This window comes from Spirosoma luteum DSM 19990, from assembly GCF_000374065.1.
Lineage (GTDB): Bacteria > Bacteroidota > Bacteroidia > Cytophagales > Spirosomataceae > Spirosoma > Spirosoma luteum.
The window spans coordinates 131,886-152,110 of record NZ_KB893268.1 but is presented as its reverse complement, the minus strand read 5'-3'; the positions used below and the strand labels follow the sequence as shown (position 1 = coordinate 152,110).

At 52.1% G+C, this 20,225-nt stretch carries 10 protein-coding genes and 1 pseudogene; 6 read left to right on the top strand and 5 right to left on the bottom strand.

Annotated features, from left to right (window positions below; translation table 11 throughout):
• Positions 1–62: 62 nt before the first annotated feature.
• The 3 genes from B156_RS0118700 (at position 63) to B156_RS0118690 (ending at position 8,814) form a co-directional block, all read left to right on the top strand.
• A complete protein-coding gene (locus tag B156_RS0118700) occupies positions 63–3,350 on the top strand; it encodes a SusC/RagA family TonB-linked outer membrane protein (RefSeq protein ID WP_018621305.1) in 3,288 nt (1,095 codons plus the stop codon).
• Positions 3,351–3,368: 18 nt separating this feature from the next.
• Complete coding sequence (locus B156_RS0118695; protein ID WP_018621304.1) at positions 3,369–5,219, top strand: RagB/SusD family nutrient uptake outer membrane protein; 1,851 nt, start codon at positions 3,369–3,371, stop codon at positions 5,217–5,219.
• A 211-nt stretch (positions 5,220–5,430) separates the two neighbouring features.
• A complete protein-coding gene (locus tag B156_RS0118690; RefSeq protein ID WP_018621303.1) occupies positions 5,431–8,814 on the top strand; it encodes a VCBS repeat-containing protein in 3,384 nt (1,127 codons plus the stop codon).
• Between the two features lie 106 nt (positions 8,815–8,920).
• Here B156_RS0118690 and B156_RS0118685 read toward each other — a convergent pair whose 3' ends face one another.
• Positions 8,921–10,219 (bottom strand): amidohydrolase family protein, encoded by a 1,299-nt coding sequence (locus tag B156_RS0118685; RefSeq protein WP_018621302.1) that lies wholly within the window; start codon positions 10,217–10,219, stop codon positions 8,921–8,923.
• Between the two features lie 111 nt (positions 10,220–10,330).
• The gene (locus B156_RS0118680; RefSeq protein ID WP_018621301.1) at positions 10,331–13,414 is read right to left on the bottom strand and encodes an amidohydrolase family protein; all 3,084 of its coding nucleotides are present in this window, start codon (positions 13,412–13,414) and stop codon (positions 10,331–10,333) included.
• Positions 13,415–13,533: 119 nt separating this feature from the next.
• On the opposite strand from B156_RS0118680, the gene B156_RS0118675 reads away from it, so the two are divergent.
• Complete coding sequence (locus B156_RS0118675; protein WP_018621300.1) at positions 13,534–14,328, top strand: hypothetical protein; 795 nt, start codon at positions 13,534–13,536, stop codon at positions 14,326–14,328.
• A 59-nt stretch (positions 14,329–14,387) separates the two neighbouring features.
• Here B156_RS0118675 and B156_RS32255 read toward each other — a convergent pair.
• Both B156_RS32255 and B156_RS0118670 read right to left on the bottom strand, forming a co-directional pair.
• A pseudogene (locus B156_RS32255) lies at positions 14,388–14,495 on the bottom strand (DNA-binding response regulator); the annotation flags it as partial.
• Between the two features lie 581 nt (positions 14,496–15,076).
• On the bottom strand, positions 15,077–16,477 hold the full coding sequence (locus B156_RS0118670) for a Gfo/Idh/MocA family protein (protein ID WP_018621299.1): 1,401 nt from the start codon (positions 16,475–16,477) through the stop codon (positions 15,077–15,079).
• Positions 16,478–16,960: 483 nt separating this feature from the next.
• On the opposite strand from B156_RS0118670, the gene B156_RS30925 reads away from it, so the two are divergent.
• Positions 16,961–17,347 carry a DUF2805 domain-containing protein gene (locus B156_RS30925; RefSeq protein ID WP_342664433.1) on the top strand — a complete coding sequence of 129 codons (387 nt, stop codon included), beginning with the start codon at positions 16,961–16,963 and terminating at the stop codon, positions 17,345–17,347.
• A 391-nt stretch (positions 17,348–17,738) separates the two neighbouring features.
• Positions 17,739–18,962: a PQQ-dependent sugar dehydrogenase gene (locus B156_RS0118665; protein WP_018621298.1), complete on the top strand. Its 1,224-nt coding sequence runs from the start codon at positions 17,739–17,741 to the stop codon at positions 18,960–18,962.
• Positions 18,963–19,137: 175 nt separating this feature from the next.
• Here B156_RS0118665 and B156_RS0118660 read toward each other — a convergent pair whose 3' ends face one another.
• Positions 19,138–19,986, bottom strand: coding sequence for an SMP-30/gluconolactonase/LRE family protein (locus tag B156_RS0118660; protein ID WP_026260907.1), 849 nt, complete (start codon positions 19,984–19,986; stop codon positions 19,138–19,140).
• Positions 19,987–20,225 lie beyond the last annotated feature (239 nt).

Genomic DNA, 20,225 nt, shown 5'->3' with positions numbered 1-20,225 from the left:
AAGTAGATAGCACTACGAAACAGACTTTTGGGGGTGTTACAAAAAGTTAACTCCATAAACTTATGCTAAAACAATTTACCCAACAGAAGGTCCGCACGATACGCGACGACACCTTCCTTACGGAGCCCCGCTGGACGTACCAACGCGCTTTCTGTCTGCTTCTGTTTCTAAGTCTATTTGTATCAGTTGGTGCGATGGCTCAGACAAAAGTTTCCGGGAAGGTGGTTGATGCCCAGGGGCAGTCTTTACCCGGCGTTAGCATCGTGGTAAAAGGCACTACTACCGGTACTGTCAGTTCTGCCGAAGGGGATTACACCCTGAACGTGCCCAGTCCAAACTCGACGCTGGTGTTCTCCTACATTGGTTTTACCAGTCAGGAGATAGCCCTCAACGGCCGTAATTCGGTTAACCTGACCCTGGCATCGGATGACAAGATGCTGAGTGAGGTTATTGTAGTGGGATACGGTGAACAGAAGAAAGAAACCGTAACGGGTGCCGTGGCTTCCGTAAAAGGCACCGAACTGATAAAATCCCCGGCGGTCAACCTGTCGAACTCCATTGCCGGACGGATGCCGGGCGTTATTGCCACCAACAACAGCGGTGAGCCGGGCTATGATGGGGCGGCTATCCGAATTCGGGGTTCCAACACATTGGGAAACAACGATGCCCTGATTGTTATTGACGGGGTGCCGGCTCGTGCCGGTGGTATTGACCGCCTGAACCCAGCCGACATCGAGAGTATTTCCGTACTGAAAGATGCTTCAGCAGCCATCTACGGGTCGCGGGCGGCTAACGGCGTAATTCTGGTTACAACCAAGCGGGGAAAAACGGGCAGACCTGAACTTTCGTATAGCTTCAATCAGGGCTTTGGTCAGCCAACGGTCATTCCTAAAATGGCAGATGCGGCCGAATATGCCCAGTTGAACAACGAAATCAATGCGTACAATCTGCCTTCGCAGTTCTGGAAGCCTGCGTTGGATGCCTTTAACACAACCGGCGTTTACACGCGCCCCGACAACGGTTCCATTGCCAAAGCAGCGTTCACACCCGATGATATCAAGAAATTCAATGACGGCTCAGACCCCTGGGGACACCCCAACACGGATTGGTTTGGGGCGGCTCTGAAAACCTGGTCACCCCAATCCCGGCACACGCTGCAGCTGGTGGGTGGTTCGGAGAATATCAAGTACCTAACGTCGGTCAACTACCAAAATCAGGACGCTTACTACAAAAATTCGGCTACCGGTTATAAGCAATATGACTTCCGCCTGAATTTGGATGCCAAAGTCAGTAAGTATATCAACCTGGTAACCGGCGTAGTAGCCCGTCAGGAAAATCGGTTCTTCCCAACGGTCGGTGCCGGTGCTATTTTCCGGATGCTGTCGCGGGGTTATCCTAACAAGCCTGCTTTCTGGCCAAACGGTTTACCGGCTCCCGATATCGAGAATGGCCAGCAGCCCGTACTGGTTACGACCAGCGCTACGGGTTACGACCGGGACACCCGGTATTATCTGCAAAGCAATGCCAGCGTAAACATCACCAATCCCTGGATACCGGGCCTAAAACTGACCGCCAGCGTAGCCCTGGATAAGTACATTCAGCAGGGTAAGCGGTGGCAGACACCCTGGTTTGTGTATAGCTGGGATTACACTTCCTACGATCCTAATACGAAAGAGCCCATGCTTCAGCGGGTGCAGAAAGGACCGGCTCAGTCTACCCTCAATCAGTACACGAACGATCAGTTCAACTCGCTGCTGTCGGGTATCCTGTCGTACGACCATACGTTTGGAGCAAGTCACGCTGTTACTTTACTGGCTGGTATTACCAAAGAGCAGTCTAATTCAAACGGCTTCTCGGCCTTCCGGCAGTATTACAACTCGTCGGCTATCGACCAGTTGTTTGCGGGTAGCCAAACCCAGCAGGTAGCCAATACAACTGCAGCCTGGGAACGGGCCCGGATGAGTTACTTTGGCCGGGCGGGTTACAACTTTAAAGAAAAATACCTGGCCGAGTTCCTGTGGCGGTATGATGGTTCGTATATGTTTCCCCGTTCTTCCCGCTGGGGCTTCTTCCCCGGCGTAACGGCAGGCTGGCGTATTTCAGAGGAAGATTTCTTCAAGAAAGCCCTGCCAGCAGTCAGTTCGCTGAAACTCCGGGCATCCTGGGGCCAGTTGGGTAATGACCAGGTGTACTTCAACGGTAACCTGCGCGAATATGATTATCTGCCAACCTACGCGTACGGAGACCCCGTCAATTCAAACTGGGGTTATGTAATCAACAATCAGGTAGCGCAGACACTATACGAAAACGGCGTACCTAACACGTCTCTGACCTGGGAGGTTGCCAACAATTCGGACATCGGTCTGGAGGGATCGTTACTAAATGGTAAAGTGTTCTTCGAGTTCGACGTATTCCAGAACAAACGGTCGAACATCCTGTGGCGCAAGAGTGCTTCCATCCCGCAAACAACCGGTGCTACCCTGCCCGCTACCAACATTGGTCGGGTTACCAACAAAGGGTACGAATTCCGGGTTGGCTACAATGGTCAGGCGGGCGATTTCAAGTATAACGTGAGCGTAAACGGGGGTTATGCCAAGAACCAGATTACCTTCTGGGACGAAACACCGGGAGCACCCGAGTGGCAGCGTTCGACGGGTAAGCCCATTCCGAGCAACGTCAACAACCCGAATGATCAAAACGGAACCCTGCTCTATCAGTACGATGGCATATTTTCCACCCAGGGCGAAATTGATGCCAACACCATTAGTTACGCCGGCGTTGGTGCCAGTCTGCTCCGCCCCGGCGACATGCGGCTCAAGGACATCGACGGTAATGGTAAAATTGATGCCCAGGACCGCGTACGGGCCGACCGCAACAACCAGCCCCGTTTTCAGGGTGGTTTGAACTTGGGTGCCCGCTGGAAAAATTTCGACCTGAGTATTCTGTTCCAGGGATCGGCTGGTGGCCAGATCTTCCTGCAAACCGAATCAGGCACGATTGGCAACTTCCTGCAATACAGCTATGACAACCGCTGGACGGTGGATAACCCAAGCACGGTTAACCCCCGCATTGTGGATCGTAGCAACCAGTACTTCTCCAATGGTACCAGTTACTGGCTGAAAAGCACAGACTACGTTCGGTTGAAAAACCTGGAGTTTGGCTATACCCTGCCTGATGTTGTTGCCAGTAAAGTTGGCCTGAGCAACCTGCGGGTATACGTCAATGGCCTGAATCTGGCCACGTACGCGCCAGCCATGAAGGGCATCTTCGATCCCGAATCAACCAGTAGCAGTGGACAGTATTACCCACAGGCACGGGTTATCAACACGGGTGTAACAGTTAGTTTCTAACCGATTAATCAGACTAGTATGAATTATATAGCAAAGTGTCTATCGTTCGGCCTGCTGTTGGGCACAACGATGATCGCCTGTAACAGCGATTTTCTGGATACCAAACCCCTCGATAAAGTGTCGGGTGATGCCGTTTGGGCCGACCGTGCCCTCTCCGAAGCCTTCGTAACGGATGTGTACAATGGCATTCGGGATGGTCTGCTGGATCAGATGAGTTTTGACTGCCAGACTGATAACGCCCTCTACAGCTTCGGCAAACAGGACGTAAACGAAGCGAACGTTAGTCCTTCCAATACCGGAACGGTTAAAAGTACCATGGAATGGGGAACCGTTTACGCCCGAATTCGGGCCGCAAACATTGCCCTGGCAAAACTAGCCAAGCCCACGTTTGATAACAGTGGTGACCTGGCCGGACGGATGCGCGGTGAGATGTACTTTATGCGGGGCTACTTCTACAACCAGTTGCTGCGTTATTATGGAGCTATTCCCATCATCAAAACGCCCTACACGCTGGATGAGCCGGAGTTTACCGTTGCCCGTAATACTTACGAGGAGTGCGTTAACGCCATTGTAAGCGATCTGGATTCAGCTTCGGCGCTGTTGAAGGGCCGTAACATGGCCGCCGGTCGGGCAACGATGGGAGCCTCCATGGCCCTGAAAGCACGGGTGCTTCTGTATGCTGCCAGCGATCTGCACGACATTCCAACGGCCAAAGCCAAGTCGAGCGTAATTGCCGGGTTCGCTAATCCAGAACTGCTGGGCTACGTCAGTGGTGATCGGACTGCCCGCTGGAAGAAAGCCCAGGATGCTGCAAAAGCTGTGATGGACCTGAACCAGTACGGGTATAAACTGAATCTGGCGGCTCCCGTTACGGCAGCCGAAGGACAGCAGAACTACGTGAACCTGTCCTTATCACAAAACGGGGGTGAGGCCGACGGTATTTTCCTAAAATATTACATCCGGGCATCGGCAGATGACTGGGGTTCCTGGTTCCCGCGCAACAACCAGCCTAACGGGTATCATGGCTGGACCTCCACCGAGCCAACGCAGCAGATGGTGGATAACTATGAGATGATGGATGGCACCAAATTCGACTGGGCTAACCCGACTCACGCAGCTACTCCCTACGAAAACCGCGATCCCCGTTTCTACGCGTCTATTCTGTATGATGGTGCTCAGTGGAAACCCCGTACCCCCGATGGCGCTGGTATTGACCCATTCGGGCAGATTCAGATGGGTGAGTACGAAGTGGGTACCTCAGCCAACCCTACCAAATTTTCTGGGCTGGATACGCGTAACAGCACCATTGAGAACTGGAACGGTACCTGGACGGGCTACGCCATCCGTAAGTTCTTTAATACCGATGTGTCTATTGTGGATCAGAACATCCGTCAGGAGATTCCATCGATTCAGATTCGGTTTACGGAAGTAGTGCTGAACTATGCTGAAACGTGCCTGATGCTGGGACAGGAAGCCGAAGCGAAAAAATGGATCAACGCCGTCCGGTTCCGGGTGGGGATGCCTGCCATGACCGAAACGGGTGCCGCCCTGATAGCCCGCTATCAGAATGAGCGCAACGTGGAGATGTTCATGGAGGATCAGCGCTTCTACGACGTTCGCCGGTGGATGACTGCGCCAGCCACACTTGGCAGGCAGGCCCAGATTGTTATCATCACCGGAAAACTTAAACCAGGCAAGTCGGTAACGACCTACAAATACAGTAAAGAAAACTACACGTATTCGTATAAGGTACAGGATCTGGGAACGGGTAAGGAAAACCGGAAATGGGCGGATAAGATTTACTTCCTGCCCATCAGTCGCGACGAGATTAACCGGAACAGTAAGTTAGTGCAGAACCCCGGTTACTAGTCTTTCATAACGCACGAACTGCTCAAAAATGCCGGTACCTGTGGGTGCTGGCATTTTTGTTTGTATTTTTAACATCCGTTTAATTACCCACCTACCGACGCTGCGCTGTTGTGTCCCTACAGCACGCAGCCAGATGCCTGTCCCGTAAGGACATAACGGCCGAGGGCGTCGGCAACGTTGCGGTAGAAAACCCCGAATTAAACCCAACTCTGTGAAAACGCGTATCCCCTTCCTTCTTATCCTGCTCTACCTGACTGGTTGCGGCTCTTCCGACAAACAGCAACAGGATACGGAAGAGACCAGTAGTGCCCCTCCCCTGTTCACCCTCCTCACCCCCGAACAAACCGGGGTTACCTTCGCCAATAACCTGACCGAGGGCCTCAACACCAACGTGCTGATGTACGAGTATTTCTACAATGGCGGGGGCGTAGCCGTTGGCGACCTTAACGGCGACGGGCTGGAGGATATTTATTTCAGCGGCAACATGGTACCCAATCAACTGTACCTGAACCGGTCAACACCGGGCAAGCTAACATTTGCCGACGTAACTGCCACGGCTGGCGTGGCCGGACGGGAAGGGCCTTGGAAAACAGGGGTGTCGATGGCCGATGTGAATGGCGACGGCCGACTGGATTTACTCCTCTGCTATTCGGGTGCTTTGCCCCCCCAAAAGCGGATTCCCCAATTATTTATCAATGATGGACCAGACGCACAGGGCGTTCCTCATTTCTCGGAACAAACCGAACAGTGGGGCCTGGCCAATCCCGGACAGACCACGCAGGGCACCTTTTTCGACTACGACCGCGACGGCGACTTGGATTTGTTTCTGCTCAACCACAACCCCCGGCTGCTGCCCGTGCTGGACCCCGTTCCAACGGCGGCCCTGCTGAAACAGAGTAATCCCGAAATTGGGGTTCGGCTATACCGTAATACAGGCAAGCGTTTCGAGGACGTTACGGAGCGTTCGGGACTGAGCAGTTCAGTCTTGAGTTACGGCCTGGGTATCGGGGTGTCTGATCTGAACGCCGATGGCTGGCCCGACCTGTATGTTTCCAATGACTATACCATCCCCGACTACCTCTACATTAACAACCAGGACGGCACGTTCACGAACCAACTAAAAACCAGCGTTCGGCACACCTCCCAGTTTTCGATGGGCAACGATGTGGCTGATGTCAATAACGATGCCCTACCTGACATCATGACCCTCGATATGCTGCCCGAAGACAACCGGCGGCAGAAGTTATTGATGGCCCCCGACAACTACGATAAGTTCGACCTGGCCGTGTCCTCCGGTTTTCATTACCAGCACATGCGGAATATGCTGCAACTGAACGAAGGCGTACAGACCGGTAAAAAATCATCGGCAAAAGCCCCGCTCTTCAGTGAAGTTGGTCAGCTGGCTGGTGTCTCCGGCACCGACTGGAGCTGGTCACCCCTACTGGCCGATTATGACAACGATGGCTGGAAAGACCTGTATGTCACCAACGGGTACGTCCGGGATTATACCAATCAGGATTTTCTGAAATTCATGACCGACTACATGCAGAATCGCCCCGCCAATTTCCGGCGCGAAGATGTCCTGGACCTGGTCCATAAAATACCCTCCTCAAACGTAGCGAATTATATGTTTCGCAATCGAGGTGGTACTCCGTCGGGTGAGGTGACCTTTGCCAACGCCGGTAAGGCATGGGGATTGACCCAGACTGCCAACAGCACCGGGGCCGCTTACGCCGACCTCGATAACGACGGTGATTTGGACCTCATCGTCAACAATACCAATCAGCCCGCCTTTATTTTCCAGAACGAAACCAATAAAGAACGTCAACACCACTACCTAACCCTCCAACTGGCGGGCAACGCGCCCAACACGCAGGGCGTAGGAGCCAGCGTGACCGTGTATCGGAAAAGCCAGCAGCAGTATCTGGAGCAGATGCCTACGCGGGGTTATCAGTCCGGCATGTCGTTTCGGCTGCATTTCGGTCTGGGTACCGACCCCCTTATCGACTCATTGCGGGTGGTCTGGCCAACGGGAAAGCAACAACTGCTAACGGGCGTAAAATCAGATCAGCTGCTGGTGCTTCGGGAAAAGGAAGCCAACGCAACCTATCGGGCACTACGCCCCGCTCCTGCCCTTTACCAGGAAATAAAAACACCCATTCCATTTACTGACCCCGTCAATAAATCCAGCGATTTTAAACGGCAGACGCTGCTGGTCAATGCGCAATCCTTCAATGGACCATGCATGACCAGAGCTGATGTAAACGGCGATGGCCTTGACGATGTATTTGTAGGGAGCAGCGGTGGTCAGGCAGCCGCCCTTTTCGTCCAGCAATCGTCGGGGCAATTTATCCAGAAAGCGCAACCTGCGTTTGAAACGGACAAACTCAGCAACAATGCCGATGCGGTTTTCTTCGATGCCAACGCCGACGGCTTTCCTGACCTTTACGTGTGCAGTGGCGGCTACGGAAATAGCGAACCAGCCGACCCGGTTTTACAGGATCGGGTTTACCTGAACGATGGCAAAGGAACTTTCACGAAGAGTCCAACTGCGGTTCCCAATCTGCAAACCAGCACCAGTTGCGCCCGGGTGGCCGACATAAACGGCGATGGCAAACCCGATTTATTTGTGGGAGGACGCGTCATTCCGGGGCGTTACCCCGAAACGCCCAAAAGCTTTTTACTCATCAACGATGGAAAGGGTAAATTCATAGACCGGACTGCCCAACTCGCCCCTCAGCTTTCTACGCTCGGCATGGTTACCGATGCCGCCTGGGTAGACCTCAACGCCGACCGCAAACCCGAGTTAGTGATTGTGGGGGAATGGATGCCCGTAACGATACTGGGTTTGGTCAACGGAAAATTGACCGACCAGACGGAAACGTATCTGGAAAAACAGTATAGCGGCTGGTGGAACAAATTGCTGGTCGATGACCTCAACGGCGACGGGAAGCCCGATTTGGTCATCGGGAATCAGGGGCTGAATACGCAGTGCCGGGCCAGCGAAACGGAACCCGCCGAGTTGTATTTCAAGGATTTCGACAATAACGGGAAAGTAGACCCAATCCTGTGCCTGTACGTGCAGGGAAAAAGTTACCCCCACGCCACCCGCGACGAAATCCTGGAACAGGTTGGGATGCTGCGCCACCGCTTCACGACCTACGACAGTTATTCCAACGCTACCCTCGCGGATGTGTTCACGAAGGAGGAATTACAGGATGCCAAAAAGCTAACGGCCAATCACTTTCAAACGACACTGTTCGTCAGTACGCCAACGGGAAAACTGGTGGAGAAACCCTTGCCGCTGGCAGTTCAGACATCCCCCATTTTCACGCTGACAGCCCTGGATTACGACAATGATGGCAAGAAAGACCTGTTATTTTGTGGCAACGCGGTGCAGGCGCGGCTGCGTTTTGGCCGGGCCGATGCTAACTACGGGCTGCTCTTACGGGGCGATGGACGGGGTAACTTTTCGGCAGTACCCCAACAAAAAGCCGGTTTTGACCTAACCGGCGATGTGCGGGCGGTGCTACCGGTCAATAACACCTTATTATTCGGCATCAATCAGCAACCGTTACGGGCGTATCAGAAGTAGGTTTACAATATTCGGTATTTGGTTTACGGTGAGCTGACGCATCAATGGTCTTATCCTATGCGTCAGCTCACCGTAAACCAAATACCGAACACCGTAAACCATAAACCTACTTCCCGTACTTCTCCTTGTACGTATTGTAGAGCCGTTTGTGGCGGTCGTCGAGGTTTACTTTGCGGCCCTGGATAAAGACGTGTTCTACTTTGTTGGTCCGCATGTCGAGCGCATCCCCCGCCGACACGAACAGGGTTGCCTGCTTCCCCTTTTCGAGGGTACCTACCAGGTTATCGATGCCCAGAATTTTGGCGGTATTCGACGTAACCATTTTCAGGGCTTCTTCGCGGTCGGCCACGCCAAAACCGGCGGCCGTACCCGCCTGAAAAGGCAGGTTGCGGGTCCGCCACCACTCATCGGCGTAACTCAGGCTAACCAGAATACCCGCATTGTGCAGAATACCCGGCATCCGGTACGGCATGTCTACATCTTCGTCTTCACGGTTGGGGAGCCGGTGCAATGCACTCAAAATGACGGGTACATTGAATTCTTTCAAAAACGGGATGGCCCGGTTGGCTTCTTCGCCCCCGACCAGCACAAACTTCTTCACGCCCATATCTTTGGCAAACGTGACCGCTTCAATCAGGTCTTTGGCGTAATCGGCCCGGATGTACAGGTTCTGTTTTCCGGAAAACAACCCCCGCATCGACTCCAGTTTGAGATTTGTGGGCGTTGGATTGGTCATAGCCGCGTAAGCTTTGGCATCGGCAAACGTAGCCCGCAGAGCAGCAATGGCGGGGTCGCGTTTATCGCTTTTTTTGATGACGGTCGAAAAGTCCTCGAAATTGAATTCGCGGGAGAAATAGGTTGGCCAGTTGAGCCAGATACCATCATCTTTTTTCAGCGCGGCATCTTCCCAGTTCCAGCCATCGGCCATCATCACACTCGAACTCCCCGACACGGTACCACCCTGCGGCATAGCCTGGGTAACGAGCACGCCATTATTACGTATGGTGGGGATTATTTCGGAGTCGGTGTTATAGGCAATCAGTGCCCGAACGTTGGGGTTTAACACCCCAATTTCCTGTTTATCGACGGTAGACCGAACGGCACCGGTTTCCTGCAAACCCACCGTAGAAGCGGGCGAAATGATGCCGGGATACACGTGCTTTCCCGACACGTCAATTACATCCACATCGGTCAAATTCAGCCGGACAAGGGTACCATCGACCACGTTGGTAATGACGCCATTGGTAAACAGGACCACGCCATTTGGGATAACCTGCCCATTGCCCACGTGCACCGTACCGCCCATTAGGGCAATGGTTTTCGTCTGTGGCTTCGCCGGAGCAGGGTTCTGCCCGTAGCTCGTGAGCGCGGTCAGGGTAATTATAAGTGTTAGTAGTTCTTTCATGTGTGTTATGGTTTGAGGTTTATGGTTTGGGGTTTACGGCGGTCCGTCGCACGGTTGGCTGACGCACGAGTAATACATGCGTCAGCCAACCATAAACCATAAACTGAGTGCCTATTTCTCCTCTTCCGTGTACATTCCCTCCACATCCTCACAGTGCCACATCCTTCCCCGGCGGACTGCGGGCCGTACTGCCGGGGAACCGCTGGCTTTGGCGGCCAGCATCTTCTGAACCAGCCGGGCGCGTTCGGCTTGCAGGGCTTCCCGTTTGGCCGCTTCGTCTTTCAGGCTAAAGTAAACGGCACCATCAATCATTGTGATTTCAGGGCGGGCATAAATAGCCAGCGGATTCGCGTTCCAGAGCACCAGATCGGCATCTTTCCCGACACGGATACTACCCATGTGGTCGTCCAGGTGCAGGAGTTTGGCGGGATTGAGCGTTACCATTTTCCAAGCGGCATCTTCCGTCATCCCGCCGTATTCGACCGTTTTAGCGGCCTCCTGATTCAGACGACGGGCCATTTCGGCATCGTCGGAGTTGATGGAAACCGTAACGCCCTGGTTGTGCATGATGGCGGCATTATACGGAATAGCATCGTGTACTTCCATTTTGTAGGCCCACCAGTCGGCAAAGGAAGAGGCACCCACGCCATGTTTCGCCATCTTGTCGGCCAGTTTATACCCTTCCAGAATGTGGGTAAACGTGTTCACTTTGAAACCCAGCGAATCTGCCACTTTCAGCAGCATATTTATCTCCGACTGCACGTAGGAGTGGCAGGTGATAAACCGTTTTTTCGCCAGAATTTCGGCCAGGGCATCCAGTTCAATATCCCGGCGCGGGGCCAGTGCCGTAGCTTTCTGCTTGGTAGACAACTGATTGTAGTCCGCCCATCCTTTGGCGTACTCTTTGGCCCGCGTGAAGTGATCCATATACACCTGCTCCACGCCCATCCGCGACTGCGGGAAGCGCGTCAGCACACCCGGATTGGGGTAGTTGGCCTGCTTGACGTTTTCACCCAGGGCAAACTTGATAAAGCCGTCGGCTCCTTTAATGAGCATCCCCTCCGCCGATTCACCCCACTTTAGTTTCACCAGGGCCGACTGCCCGCCAATGGCGTTGGCCGAGCCATGCAGGAGTTGAGAAGCCGTAACGCCCCCGGCCAGTTGGCGGTAAATGTTGATGTCGTCCGGGTTGATCACATCCGCCATCCGTACTTCCGCCGAGCTGGACTGCCCGCCCTCGTTGATGGACAACAGGGCAATGTGCGAATGCTCGTCGATAATGCCGCTGGTGAGGTATTTACCCGTTCCGTCCACTACTTTCCCATCGGCAGGCGCGGGTAGATTTTTTCCTACTTTGGCAATCTTACCACCCGAGACCAGCACATCGGCATTTTCCAGTACACCCTCTTTTTCGTTGGTCCAGACGGTAGCATTCCGGATAAGCATCGTTTCCGGTTTGGGCTTCTGCGCGTTACCCATGCCCACGAATGGGTACAGGAGCGTACCAACCGCCGTGGTGCTGGTGGCCCCGGCTACCGCACCCGCCGTACTGGTTGCCGATGTGGATACGGCCGACGTGGAGGCTGGTGCATCGCCCGTACGGGTCATGGACCAGTTAACCACTTTACCTTCAGGCGTTTCGCCCTCGCCCTTTATCGTATTGCCGGTGCGGTAACCCGTCAGCCGCGAGGTTCCCCGTCGGCGGTCCAGTTGAACCTGCATGGCTATGAAGTCATCGGACACCGTTACTTTGGGGGTCGTTTTCACGGTATCGACCATGAGTTGAAACTCCGGTTTTGCTGGTGTTTTTCCCGTAATGTTCAGTTTAAGATTAGACCGGTCACGACCGTCCAGTCCGGCAACCGTCAGGTTCCAGGTACCGCGCAGGTCGGCGGCACTTTTGTTGGCCACAATGTACTGTTTACCCTGCATCCAGTTTTCGTAGATCACATTGTCGGGGCTGAACAGATTCCCGGACGTGATGATAAAGTTAGCCAGCCGTCCTTTTTGCAGCGTTCCCAGCAGATCATCTGCCTTGATGAGTTTGGCCGGTACGGTGGTCAGGGCTTCCAGGGCTTTTTGCTCTGACAGTCCGTTCTCGATGGCTTTGCGGAGATTGGGCCAGAAATCAGCTTTGCTTTTCAGGTCGGCCGTGGTCAGGGCAAAGAGGATATCGGCGTTTGCTACCCGCCCGGCGTTCAGGGGGGCCATTTCCCAGTGTTTCATCTCGGCCAGCGATACATTATCCGCATCCCAGGCATCCTCTACGGTATAGGGAGCCGGAAAATTCAGCGGTACAATCAATGGAGCACCCGTTGCTTTCACCTCATCCAGGCGCTGGTATTCGTCGCCCGTACTCCGGACAATGTACTGAACCCCAAATTCGTCACCAATTTTATCGGCCCGAAGAATGCCCATTTTGTCATTGGCATCAAAAATAGCGGGTAATGAACTGGTTCGACTAATCGCATCCAGCGACATGTTCGCCTGCTCTTTACTACCTGATTTTTTGTACCAGTCGGCATCGTATAACGCCTGACGAAGCAGCGCCACCGACCCCATCATGGAATTGGGATATTGCTGCCCGGACGTTCCCTTGCTGAATGAGTAATGAGCCGTGGCCGTTGGTCTGAGTACCAGCGTGTTTTCCAGGTCGTCGGCCAGGGATACGAGCGCGCCGGTTCCCCGTGCTATGCCGTCGTGCGGGTGGGTCAGCACCGCTCCAAAGCCCAGTTTACGGAGTTCATCCGCTTTTTTAGCATCGGCTTTAAAGAGAACGCTGGCTTCATTTTCGGGCTGGATGGCCTGATTCCAGTAGTAGGCTCCTTTTTTATTGGATTCGTACTGGGGCACACCACCCCGACCGCCCCGACCACCGCTGCGGGCTACTTCGGGCATGCCATAGTCCGAGTCGATGTCGAGCAGCGCCGGGTAGATGGTTTTACCCGTCAGGTCAGTCACGACGGCACCGGCAGGTACACTCAGGCTGGTACTAACGGCCTCCACCCGTCCGTTCCGGATGAGCAGCGTTGCATTCTGTAACGTAGTTTTAGGGTCAACAACGATGGTGGCATTGGTGAAGGCGTAAAGCCCCGGTCGTTCATCGTAAACACCATTTCGGGGGAAGGTTGTCTGGGCTATCGACGAGCCGACCAGGCCAAAGACAAACACCCCTGACAGGAAACGTTTTAACATGAGTTACATGAGTTGATGATTGGAATAACGGCCAAAAGTACGTAAATTAATAGGCTGTCCGCCAATTTACCCAAATAAGATTTCGTATCAACGCAAAGAATAAATAGCTTATTTTTGTTGTGAATACGGCTTTTCATCAGGACCCGGTCAACTCCATTACCATGCGTTTTTTGTTCGTTTGTCTCGGCTTTTTAGCGATTTCCTCCCTTGCCTTCTCACAGGACAATACCGATATGATGGCGCAAAGCACCCGCGACCGTATCAACTTCACGAATCTGACCATTCCCAACAATGGCAATAGTACGCTTTGGGGTATCAAAGGCGAATCCGGCCGACTTATCGGGAATCCGTACCTCGATACCACCTGGCAGGCAGGTATCGTAAAGTTTTATGGCAAATTAGGCATATCGGCCAATGCCGACTCGCTGGCCGGGGTACCGGTGCGACTCGATCTGGTAGCGAACGATGTTGAGATCCGGGCGGGTGCCAAAGACATTCGGTCGGCTCAGGCCAACCGGGTGCGGTACGTTTTGATGAACAACACGAGGGGCACCACCAGTTTATTTATCAACGCCCGCGAATACCGGGGTGAGGCCGACGAATTGACGGGTTTCGTTGAACTGATTGCGCCCGGAAAACTTACCCTGCTCGAACACCCCTCCATCCACATCAAACGGGCGAATTTCAATGTCGCCATGAATACCGGCACGAAAGACGATGAACTCGTTCTGCAAAAAAGCTGGTACGTTGCCCGCGATAAGAAGGCGGTTAAGTTTTCGCCCGGCAAAAAAGCGGTGCTGGAACTGATGGCCGACAAAAAAGAGCAGATGGAGGCTTTTCTGAAAGCCGAGAAACCCGACCTCAAATCCCGGGCCGGGCTGCTCTCCGTGTTTTCCTACTACAACAAACTGTAAGTGCGGGTTAGTATCAAAGGGAACAAGGGATCGAACATAAACCTGGCCAATGGCTACGGGTCGATACTGTTGACTTTAAAGGCCTGGAGGGCATATTCATCATAAGAGGTCGTGAAAATAACCCGGCTCTTTACCTCCACCTAATCGAAAATCTCGAAACTCTGCCCCTACCTCTTAAAAGCGGGCAGGAATGCCCTTAGCTTGTAAGACTTTTGTCAGGTGAAACATGGACATCCAGCGAAGTAGGCAATCTGGCTTGGTGACCTGTAAGGCCCGTTTCATCTTAGGAGAGCCAATCGTGCTCTGCAAACGGACTGGATAAATCCAGCTAATCCGATTGTAATGACCCTGTCGGATGGGCTATAATAGATTCCCCATCCTTTACGAACCTTTTTAACCAGCTGCCTCTTCAGCCTATACCGTAAATTACTGTACAGGACAAAGGGGTCAATACTACGCAATTCCTTCTGGATGGCAGGAATACGGACCAAGTCTTCCTTAACGATAGCAAGTGATATTTGAATGCGAAGCGGATGACCAATTGCCTTTACATTTGGGCGGGTTGAGTAAGGTCTTTATGATTAGAAACCATAATCAGTAGGTTAAGGCTACCGACACACCATCGATGCAACCTAAGCAAACAGACCTGTATGCCAAACTTCTCGTTTAACTATCGAATTGATCCGAATCTGATAAGCACTGGTTTTCAGATTCGGATCAATAACAAAATTCGGAGAAGTACGAAGACTTAGGTCAATTTCATGGTAGCTGGGTCCCAATGGACGATCTGTTTGCTGAAGTAACTTTCGTTACAGGACAGGGCGGGGGCCGCTGCCCGAAAGCCAAACTGAGCATCTTCCACCACCGGTTTATTCAGCCGGATGGCATCAAAGAAGTTGGTGAAATGATCTACATGATCACTATAGCCCTCCGGCGCTCTGAAGGTGATATCCATCTTAACGGGCCGCTTGCGCTGCTCAGCCGTCCATTTGGCATCGTATTCCTGTTGCATTTGCTGTTGCATACTCTTGGAGAAGGTGAACAGCGAATCATAACCACCAAACCCAGGGGCCTGGGGCATAAGGCTGTGTTTGACACTCAGGTTATTGCCCATCACATCAATGACCCCTTCCGAACCCACCAGCCGGATCACTTCCTGTCCGCCCGTTCCACTAATAAAATTCACCTGTAAGGTCAGCTGGAACGCAGCGTGCTCGGCGCTATCCGGGTACTGCATGACCCCCGACATGACATCCGGCAGGTTCCGCCCATCTTTCCAGTAGCTGAACTGCCCGGTGCTGTAGATGCTGTTGGGACCTTTAGAGCCCGTGATAAAATGGGTGCCGCTCAACAGGTGAATAAATAAGTCGCCCGCTACGCCCGTCCCGACTTCCTTGAAGGCCCGCCACCAAAAGAATTTCTTGGCATCGAAGGGCATTTTGGCCGTCACTTCGATAAACCGATCCCAGTCGGTGGTCATCGCATTCGCATCGTTCGGAATGGTGTACTCCCAGGCGCCAATGGAGCTTTGCCGGTCGTAGACGGCATTGACCATGTTGAGTTTGCCAATTTCGCCGGCCGCCAGCAGTTCCTTGGCTTTGGCATAGCCGATGCTACTTACCCGCTGACTACCGACCTGAAAAACCTTCCCCGCCTTTTTGGCAGCTGCTATGACTGGGTACCCTTCACTGATTTTATAAACCATCGGCTTTTCGCAGTACACGTGCTTACCTTTGGCCAGGGCGTCCTGAGCTATGCGGGCGTGCCAGACGTCATGGGTGGCAATAATGACGGCGTCAATATCCGGACGGTCCAGCAGTTCTTTGTAGTTCCGGGTGGTGTAGAGTTCGTTACCGAACTGTTCTTTGGCGTTTTCAATACGGCCCGTGTACAGATCGCAGATACCAGCCAGTTCAACCCCGGGAACTTTCAGGGCGGAGCCCAAATCAAAATGCCCCTGGACCCCGTAGCCAATCACACCCAGTCGAACTTTATCATTTGGCCCGGTGGGCTTTTCGTAGTGCAGGATGCGTTCTTCGGCTTTTGCCTGAGCAGCCAGCGAGGATAAAGGCGAGGAAGCGGCTACCAGACTGGTTGCGCCAATCTGCTGCAAAAAGCGCCGTCTTGAGGCCCGATTGTCTTTTTTCATGATTGTTGTAATGTAAGGAATCAAACGTTAGTTGACTAAATAACTGACAAAGGCTATTTTTCTACTGTCGGGATTCCAGAAAGGTACATTGATGGTGCCCTGAGTAGGGTCTTTCCGCAGGAAGTCAAACAATTTCCGTAAGTTGTTTTTCGGAGACGGATATTTTTGACCAACCGTTTGAGGTCATAGCTCATTGAGTAATCCGTAAGCGTCACGAACCTATGTTTTGCCACCCATCACGCCATTAAGATTCTTGATTCCCTGAGGCTTATAAAAAAAACAGGACTTTTTCATGGGATATACCCACTGGTAGCGGCTTAGTTTTCACAAACGACAGGCTTCGTAGCAACTCCATCATGAAGCTCACTTTCCTATCGGGGATGTCTAAAAGGATTTCCATATGAGCAAGATAGTAAATCCGCCCCTTTTTAACGTGTCTCCAGGCACTAATTTCTCGGATCGAGAAATAGCTATTAATCTGTCATTAAATGGATAGAGATACCAACCAATAGACTCATAAAAATAGCCAGTGAATACCGAACTCCGTTTGAAACCATCAAAGTACAATCCGACCTGAGCGAAGCGGACATTATCAACGTAATGCGGAGCGAGTTGAAACGAAGCAGCTTCAATTTGTGGCGGAAGCGGGTGAACAGTGGCATTAGAGACCGTGTTAGGTCCCGTGCCCGATTGTCTGGTCGTACTCAAAGTCAACGAAAGCCTCGTAGGTCGCTAATCATTGTCCCTTACCTGGAACGTGACAGATTCGGCCGATTGGACGTGGCGTTAGTAAGCGGGGTGTTTACTCGACAAACAAGTATCCAAAAGGGAGTTCCCTTTTGGATACTTGTTTGTGTTAAGCAGGGGTAATTCTTCTCATAAAGCAGCCAACACTTGTTTTATCAGTCCTTCATAAGATGATCGGCTACACGAGAAACGTCTGCCGTCAGAGAGCTACGGGTAGCCCGTAAAAAATGCCAACTCATCAGATCAGGAAATTACTTCAGTTTATGCTACCACTGCCTCTTCTCCCTTGGTAACAAGATATTGGCCGTTGCTTGCCGATCCGCCCTGGCTGTAAATCCTTCTACTAATTTGCGGTTGGGATCCCCTTTCACTACCGTCTCGAGACTGCCTCCCAGGCCATAGCCGACATGGGTGCGATTGAGCCAAGTAGGTTTTTTGTACACGAAGCTCTTTTGTCTGGTAAGTGTATTCAGGGAAAACCTAAATTTACGTTCATTAACTATTTGAATTAATCATGAAGACCCAAATTCTGCTATTTATGGCGGCTGCCTCGCTGACGTTGCCAGCCTGTAGCCAATCTACCTCTGACAACGCAACGGCTTCGACGCAGACGAGTCCTGTAGAAACCAAAGAGCCTAATTCTAACTACAAACCTGCTTTTGCCGGCCAAACCAGAGTCGCGGGTGTGAAGTCAGCCACAAACTACGAAGGTAGAGTACTAACTGAAGCGCTTAAATTTCCGTGGGGGATCACGAGCTTACCCGATGGCCGACTGCTCATTACCGAACGGGAAGGGGCGGTGCGCATCGTTACACCAGCCGGTCAGGTAGGGGACGCTATTACGGGGCTTCCCAAAGTCAATCCGTCTGGTCAGGGCGGTCTATTGGGCATTCGGGTTGATCCCGCTTTTGAGACGAACCGGATGGTATACTGGGTGTTTTCTGAACCAAGCCCCGAAGGCAATGTGACGGCGGTTGCCAAAGGTAAATTATCTGCCGACGAAAAAAAGATGGAGGGCGCAACGGTCATTTATCGGGCCACCCCCGCTTACAAAGGTAATTTGCATTACGGCGGACGTATACTCATTGCTCCGGACGGCAATCTATTGATCAGCACCGGGGAGCGGTCGGATCTGGTCACCCGGCCACAAGCCCAGTCGCTCAATTCGGGCCTGGGCAAAGTCATTCGAATTACGAAGGAAGGAAAACCTGCTCCGGGCAATCCATTTGCCGGTCAGGCCGGTGCTCGACCTGAATTGTATTCATATGGGCATCGGAACGTACAAAGCCTGGCGCTCGACCCGGTAACGGGCGATTTGTGGGAAGCTGAATTCGGACCACGGGGAGGGGATGAACTAAACCATATTCAACCCGGTAAGAATTACGGCTGGCCAACCATTACGTATGGTATCGAATACAGTGGCAAAAAAGTGGGCGACGCCATTCAGCAAAAAGAAGGCCTTGAACAACCGGTTTATTATTGGGACCCGGTCGTTTCGCCAAGTGGGATGACGTTCTATAGCAGCGATCGTATCCCGGAATGGAAGAACAACCTCTTTATTGGCTCCCTGAGTGGGATGCACCTTCTAAGGCTTATCATCAGGAATGATAAAGTAGTTGGTGAAGAAAGGCTGTTAGCAGATCAGTATCAGCGTTTTCGGGATGTAACGCAGGGTAAGGACGGGGCCTTATATGCCATTACTGACCAGGGCAGGTTGTACCGCATCGATAAAAAATAATATCCAGTATTCCCTGATGGTCATGTAGCTGGTCCTTCGCCTATCCAATTGGTGTTTCTACCTACAACGACCGCATGGATAGGCGGTTGAAACCGGAAGAATAAATCGACCATACAACTTGTTAACCTCTTTCGAGTTACCAAGTTGTATGGCCGGTTTACTTTGTAAGGTCGGCTTACTTGAGCGAGTACGCTTTGACTGTATTATGGAAAAAGGTAGGAACGAACAGCATTTTTGACGTTGGATTATAGCCAATGTCAGCCGAGCTTATTTTCTGCGGGGACGTATCCATTTTTAGCTCAGTCGAGCCATCGGCGCGAACGTGCCAAACTTTTCCGGACCACTCGGTAACCATGTAGGTCTTGTTTCCTAAAGCCACAATCCCATCAATACCGCCCGAAACCTTGGCCACCGTGCGGAGTTGTTTTGTTGCGGGATCCAGACTCAACAGGGAGCCGTCACCATTGCCAACCAGTAGTTGATTGTTTTCGAACAGGAGTCCATTGGTACCTTTGAGTGGTTCACCGGCTAAAACAAGGCTGGCTTGCCCATTCGTTATGGCCCATACTTTACTGTCATTTGAGTCGGTGACGTATACCACCCCTTTTTTGGTATCAATGGCGATATCATTGAGGAATTTAGCGCCTTGTATTGGATACCGGTTTAGAATCTTTCCCGTGGCCAGAGCAATTTCGGCAACCTGTGTCATTTCGGTCACGTACAGCTTATCCCCCAATATGCCCATCCCTTTGGTCGAATTGAGGTTGTCGGTGAATTTCAACTGAATTACCTTACCATCCAGGCCTACTTTGGCAATGTAACTGCTTTTGTTTTCCAGGGTTGGACTGCCATTGATACAGGCTACGAAGAGGACTTTCTGTCCCGGTTCGAATAAAACACTTTCGGGTGTACGGAGCGTCGTATCGGTTTCCCATACGGGTTTTAGCTCAACTGACTGGGCCTGAACCAAAGAAATCAGGCTGACTAATAGAGCAGGTAACAGGATAAAGGCTGATTTTGCCATGAGTTTGTCAGGGTTAGAGGAATGAGCCATAGCTTCATTGCCAGGGTTCATTTTTCGGGCAATGTACTTATTTTCTGTCAATTATTCCGCTTCATCAACGGCCGAATATGCCCATCATAAAACATGCTTTCCTATCAGGAATGGCTAAAACGATTTCATACGAGCAAGATAGTCCCCCTTTTTAACGTGTCTTCAGGCACTAATTTCTCGAATAAAGAAATGGCTATTAATCTGACCTG

What these genes read in the sequence shown, in the direction of transcription:
- B156_RS0118700 (WP_018621305.1), top strand. Translation starts at nt 63, where the DNA reads ATGCTAAAACAATTTACCCAACAGAAGGTCCGCACGATACGCGACGAC.
- B156_RS0118685 (WP_018621302.1), bottom strand. Translation starts at nt 10,219, where the DNA reads ATGAAAGAACTACTAACACTTATAATTACCCTGACCGCGCTCACGAGC.
- B156_RS0118695 (WP_018621304.1), top strand. Translation starts at nt 3,369, where the DNA reads ATGAATTATATAGCAAAGTGTCTATCGTTCGGCCTGCTGTTGGGCACA.
- B156_RS0118660 (WP_026260907.1), bottom strand. Translation starts at nt 19,986, where the DNA reads ATGGCAAAATCAGCCTTTATCCTGTTACCTGCTCTATTAGTCAGCCTG.
- B156_RS0118665 (WP_018621298.1), top strand. Translation starts at nt 17,739, where the DNA reads ATGAAGACCCAAATTCTGCTATTTATGGCGGCTGCCTCGCTGACGTTG.
- B156_RS0118670 (WP_018621299.1), bottom strand. Translation starts at nt 16,477, where the DNA reads ATGAAAAAAGACAATCGGGCCTCAAGACGGCGCTTTTTGCAGCAGATT.
- B156_RS0118680 (WP_018621301.1), bottom strand. Translation starts at nt 13,414, where the DNA reads ATGTTAAAACGTTTCCTGTCAGGGGTGTTTGTCTTTGGCCTGGTCGGC.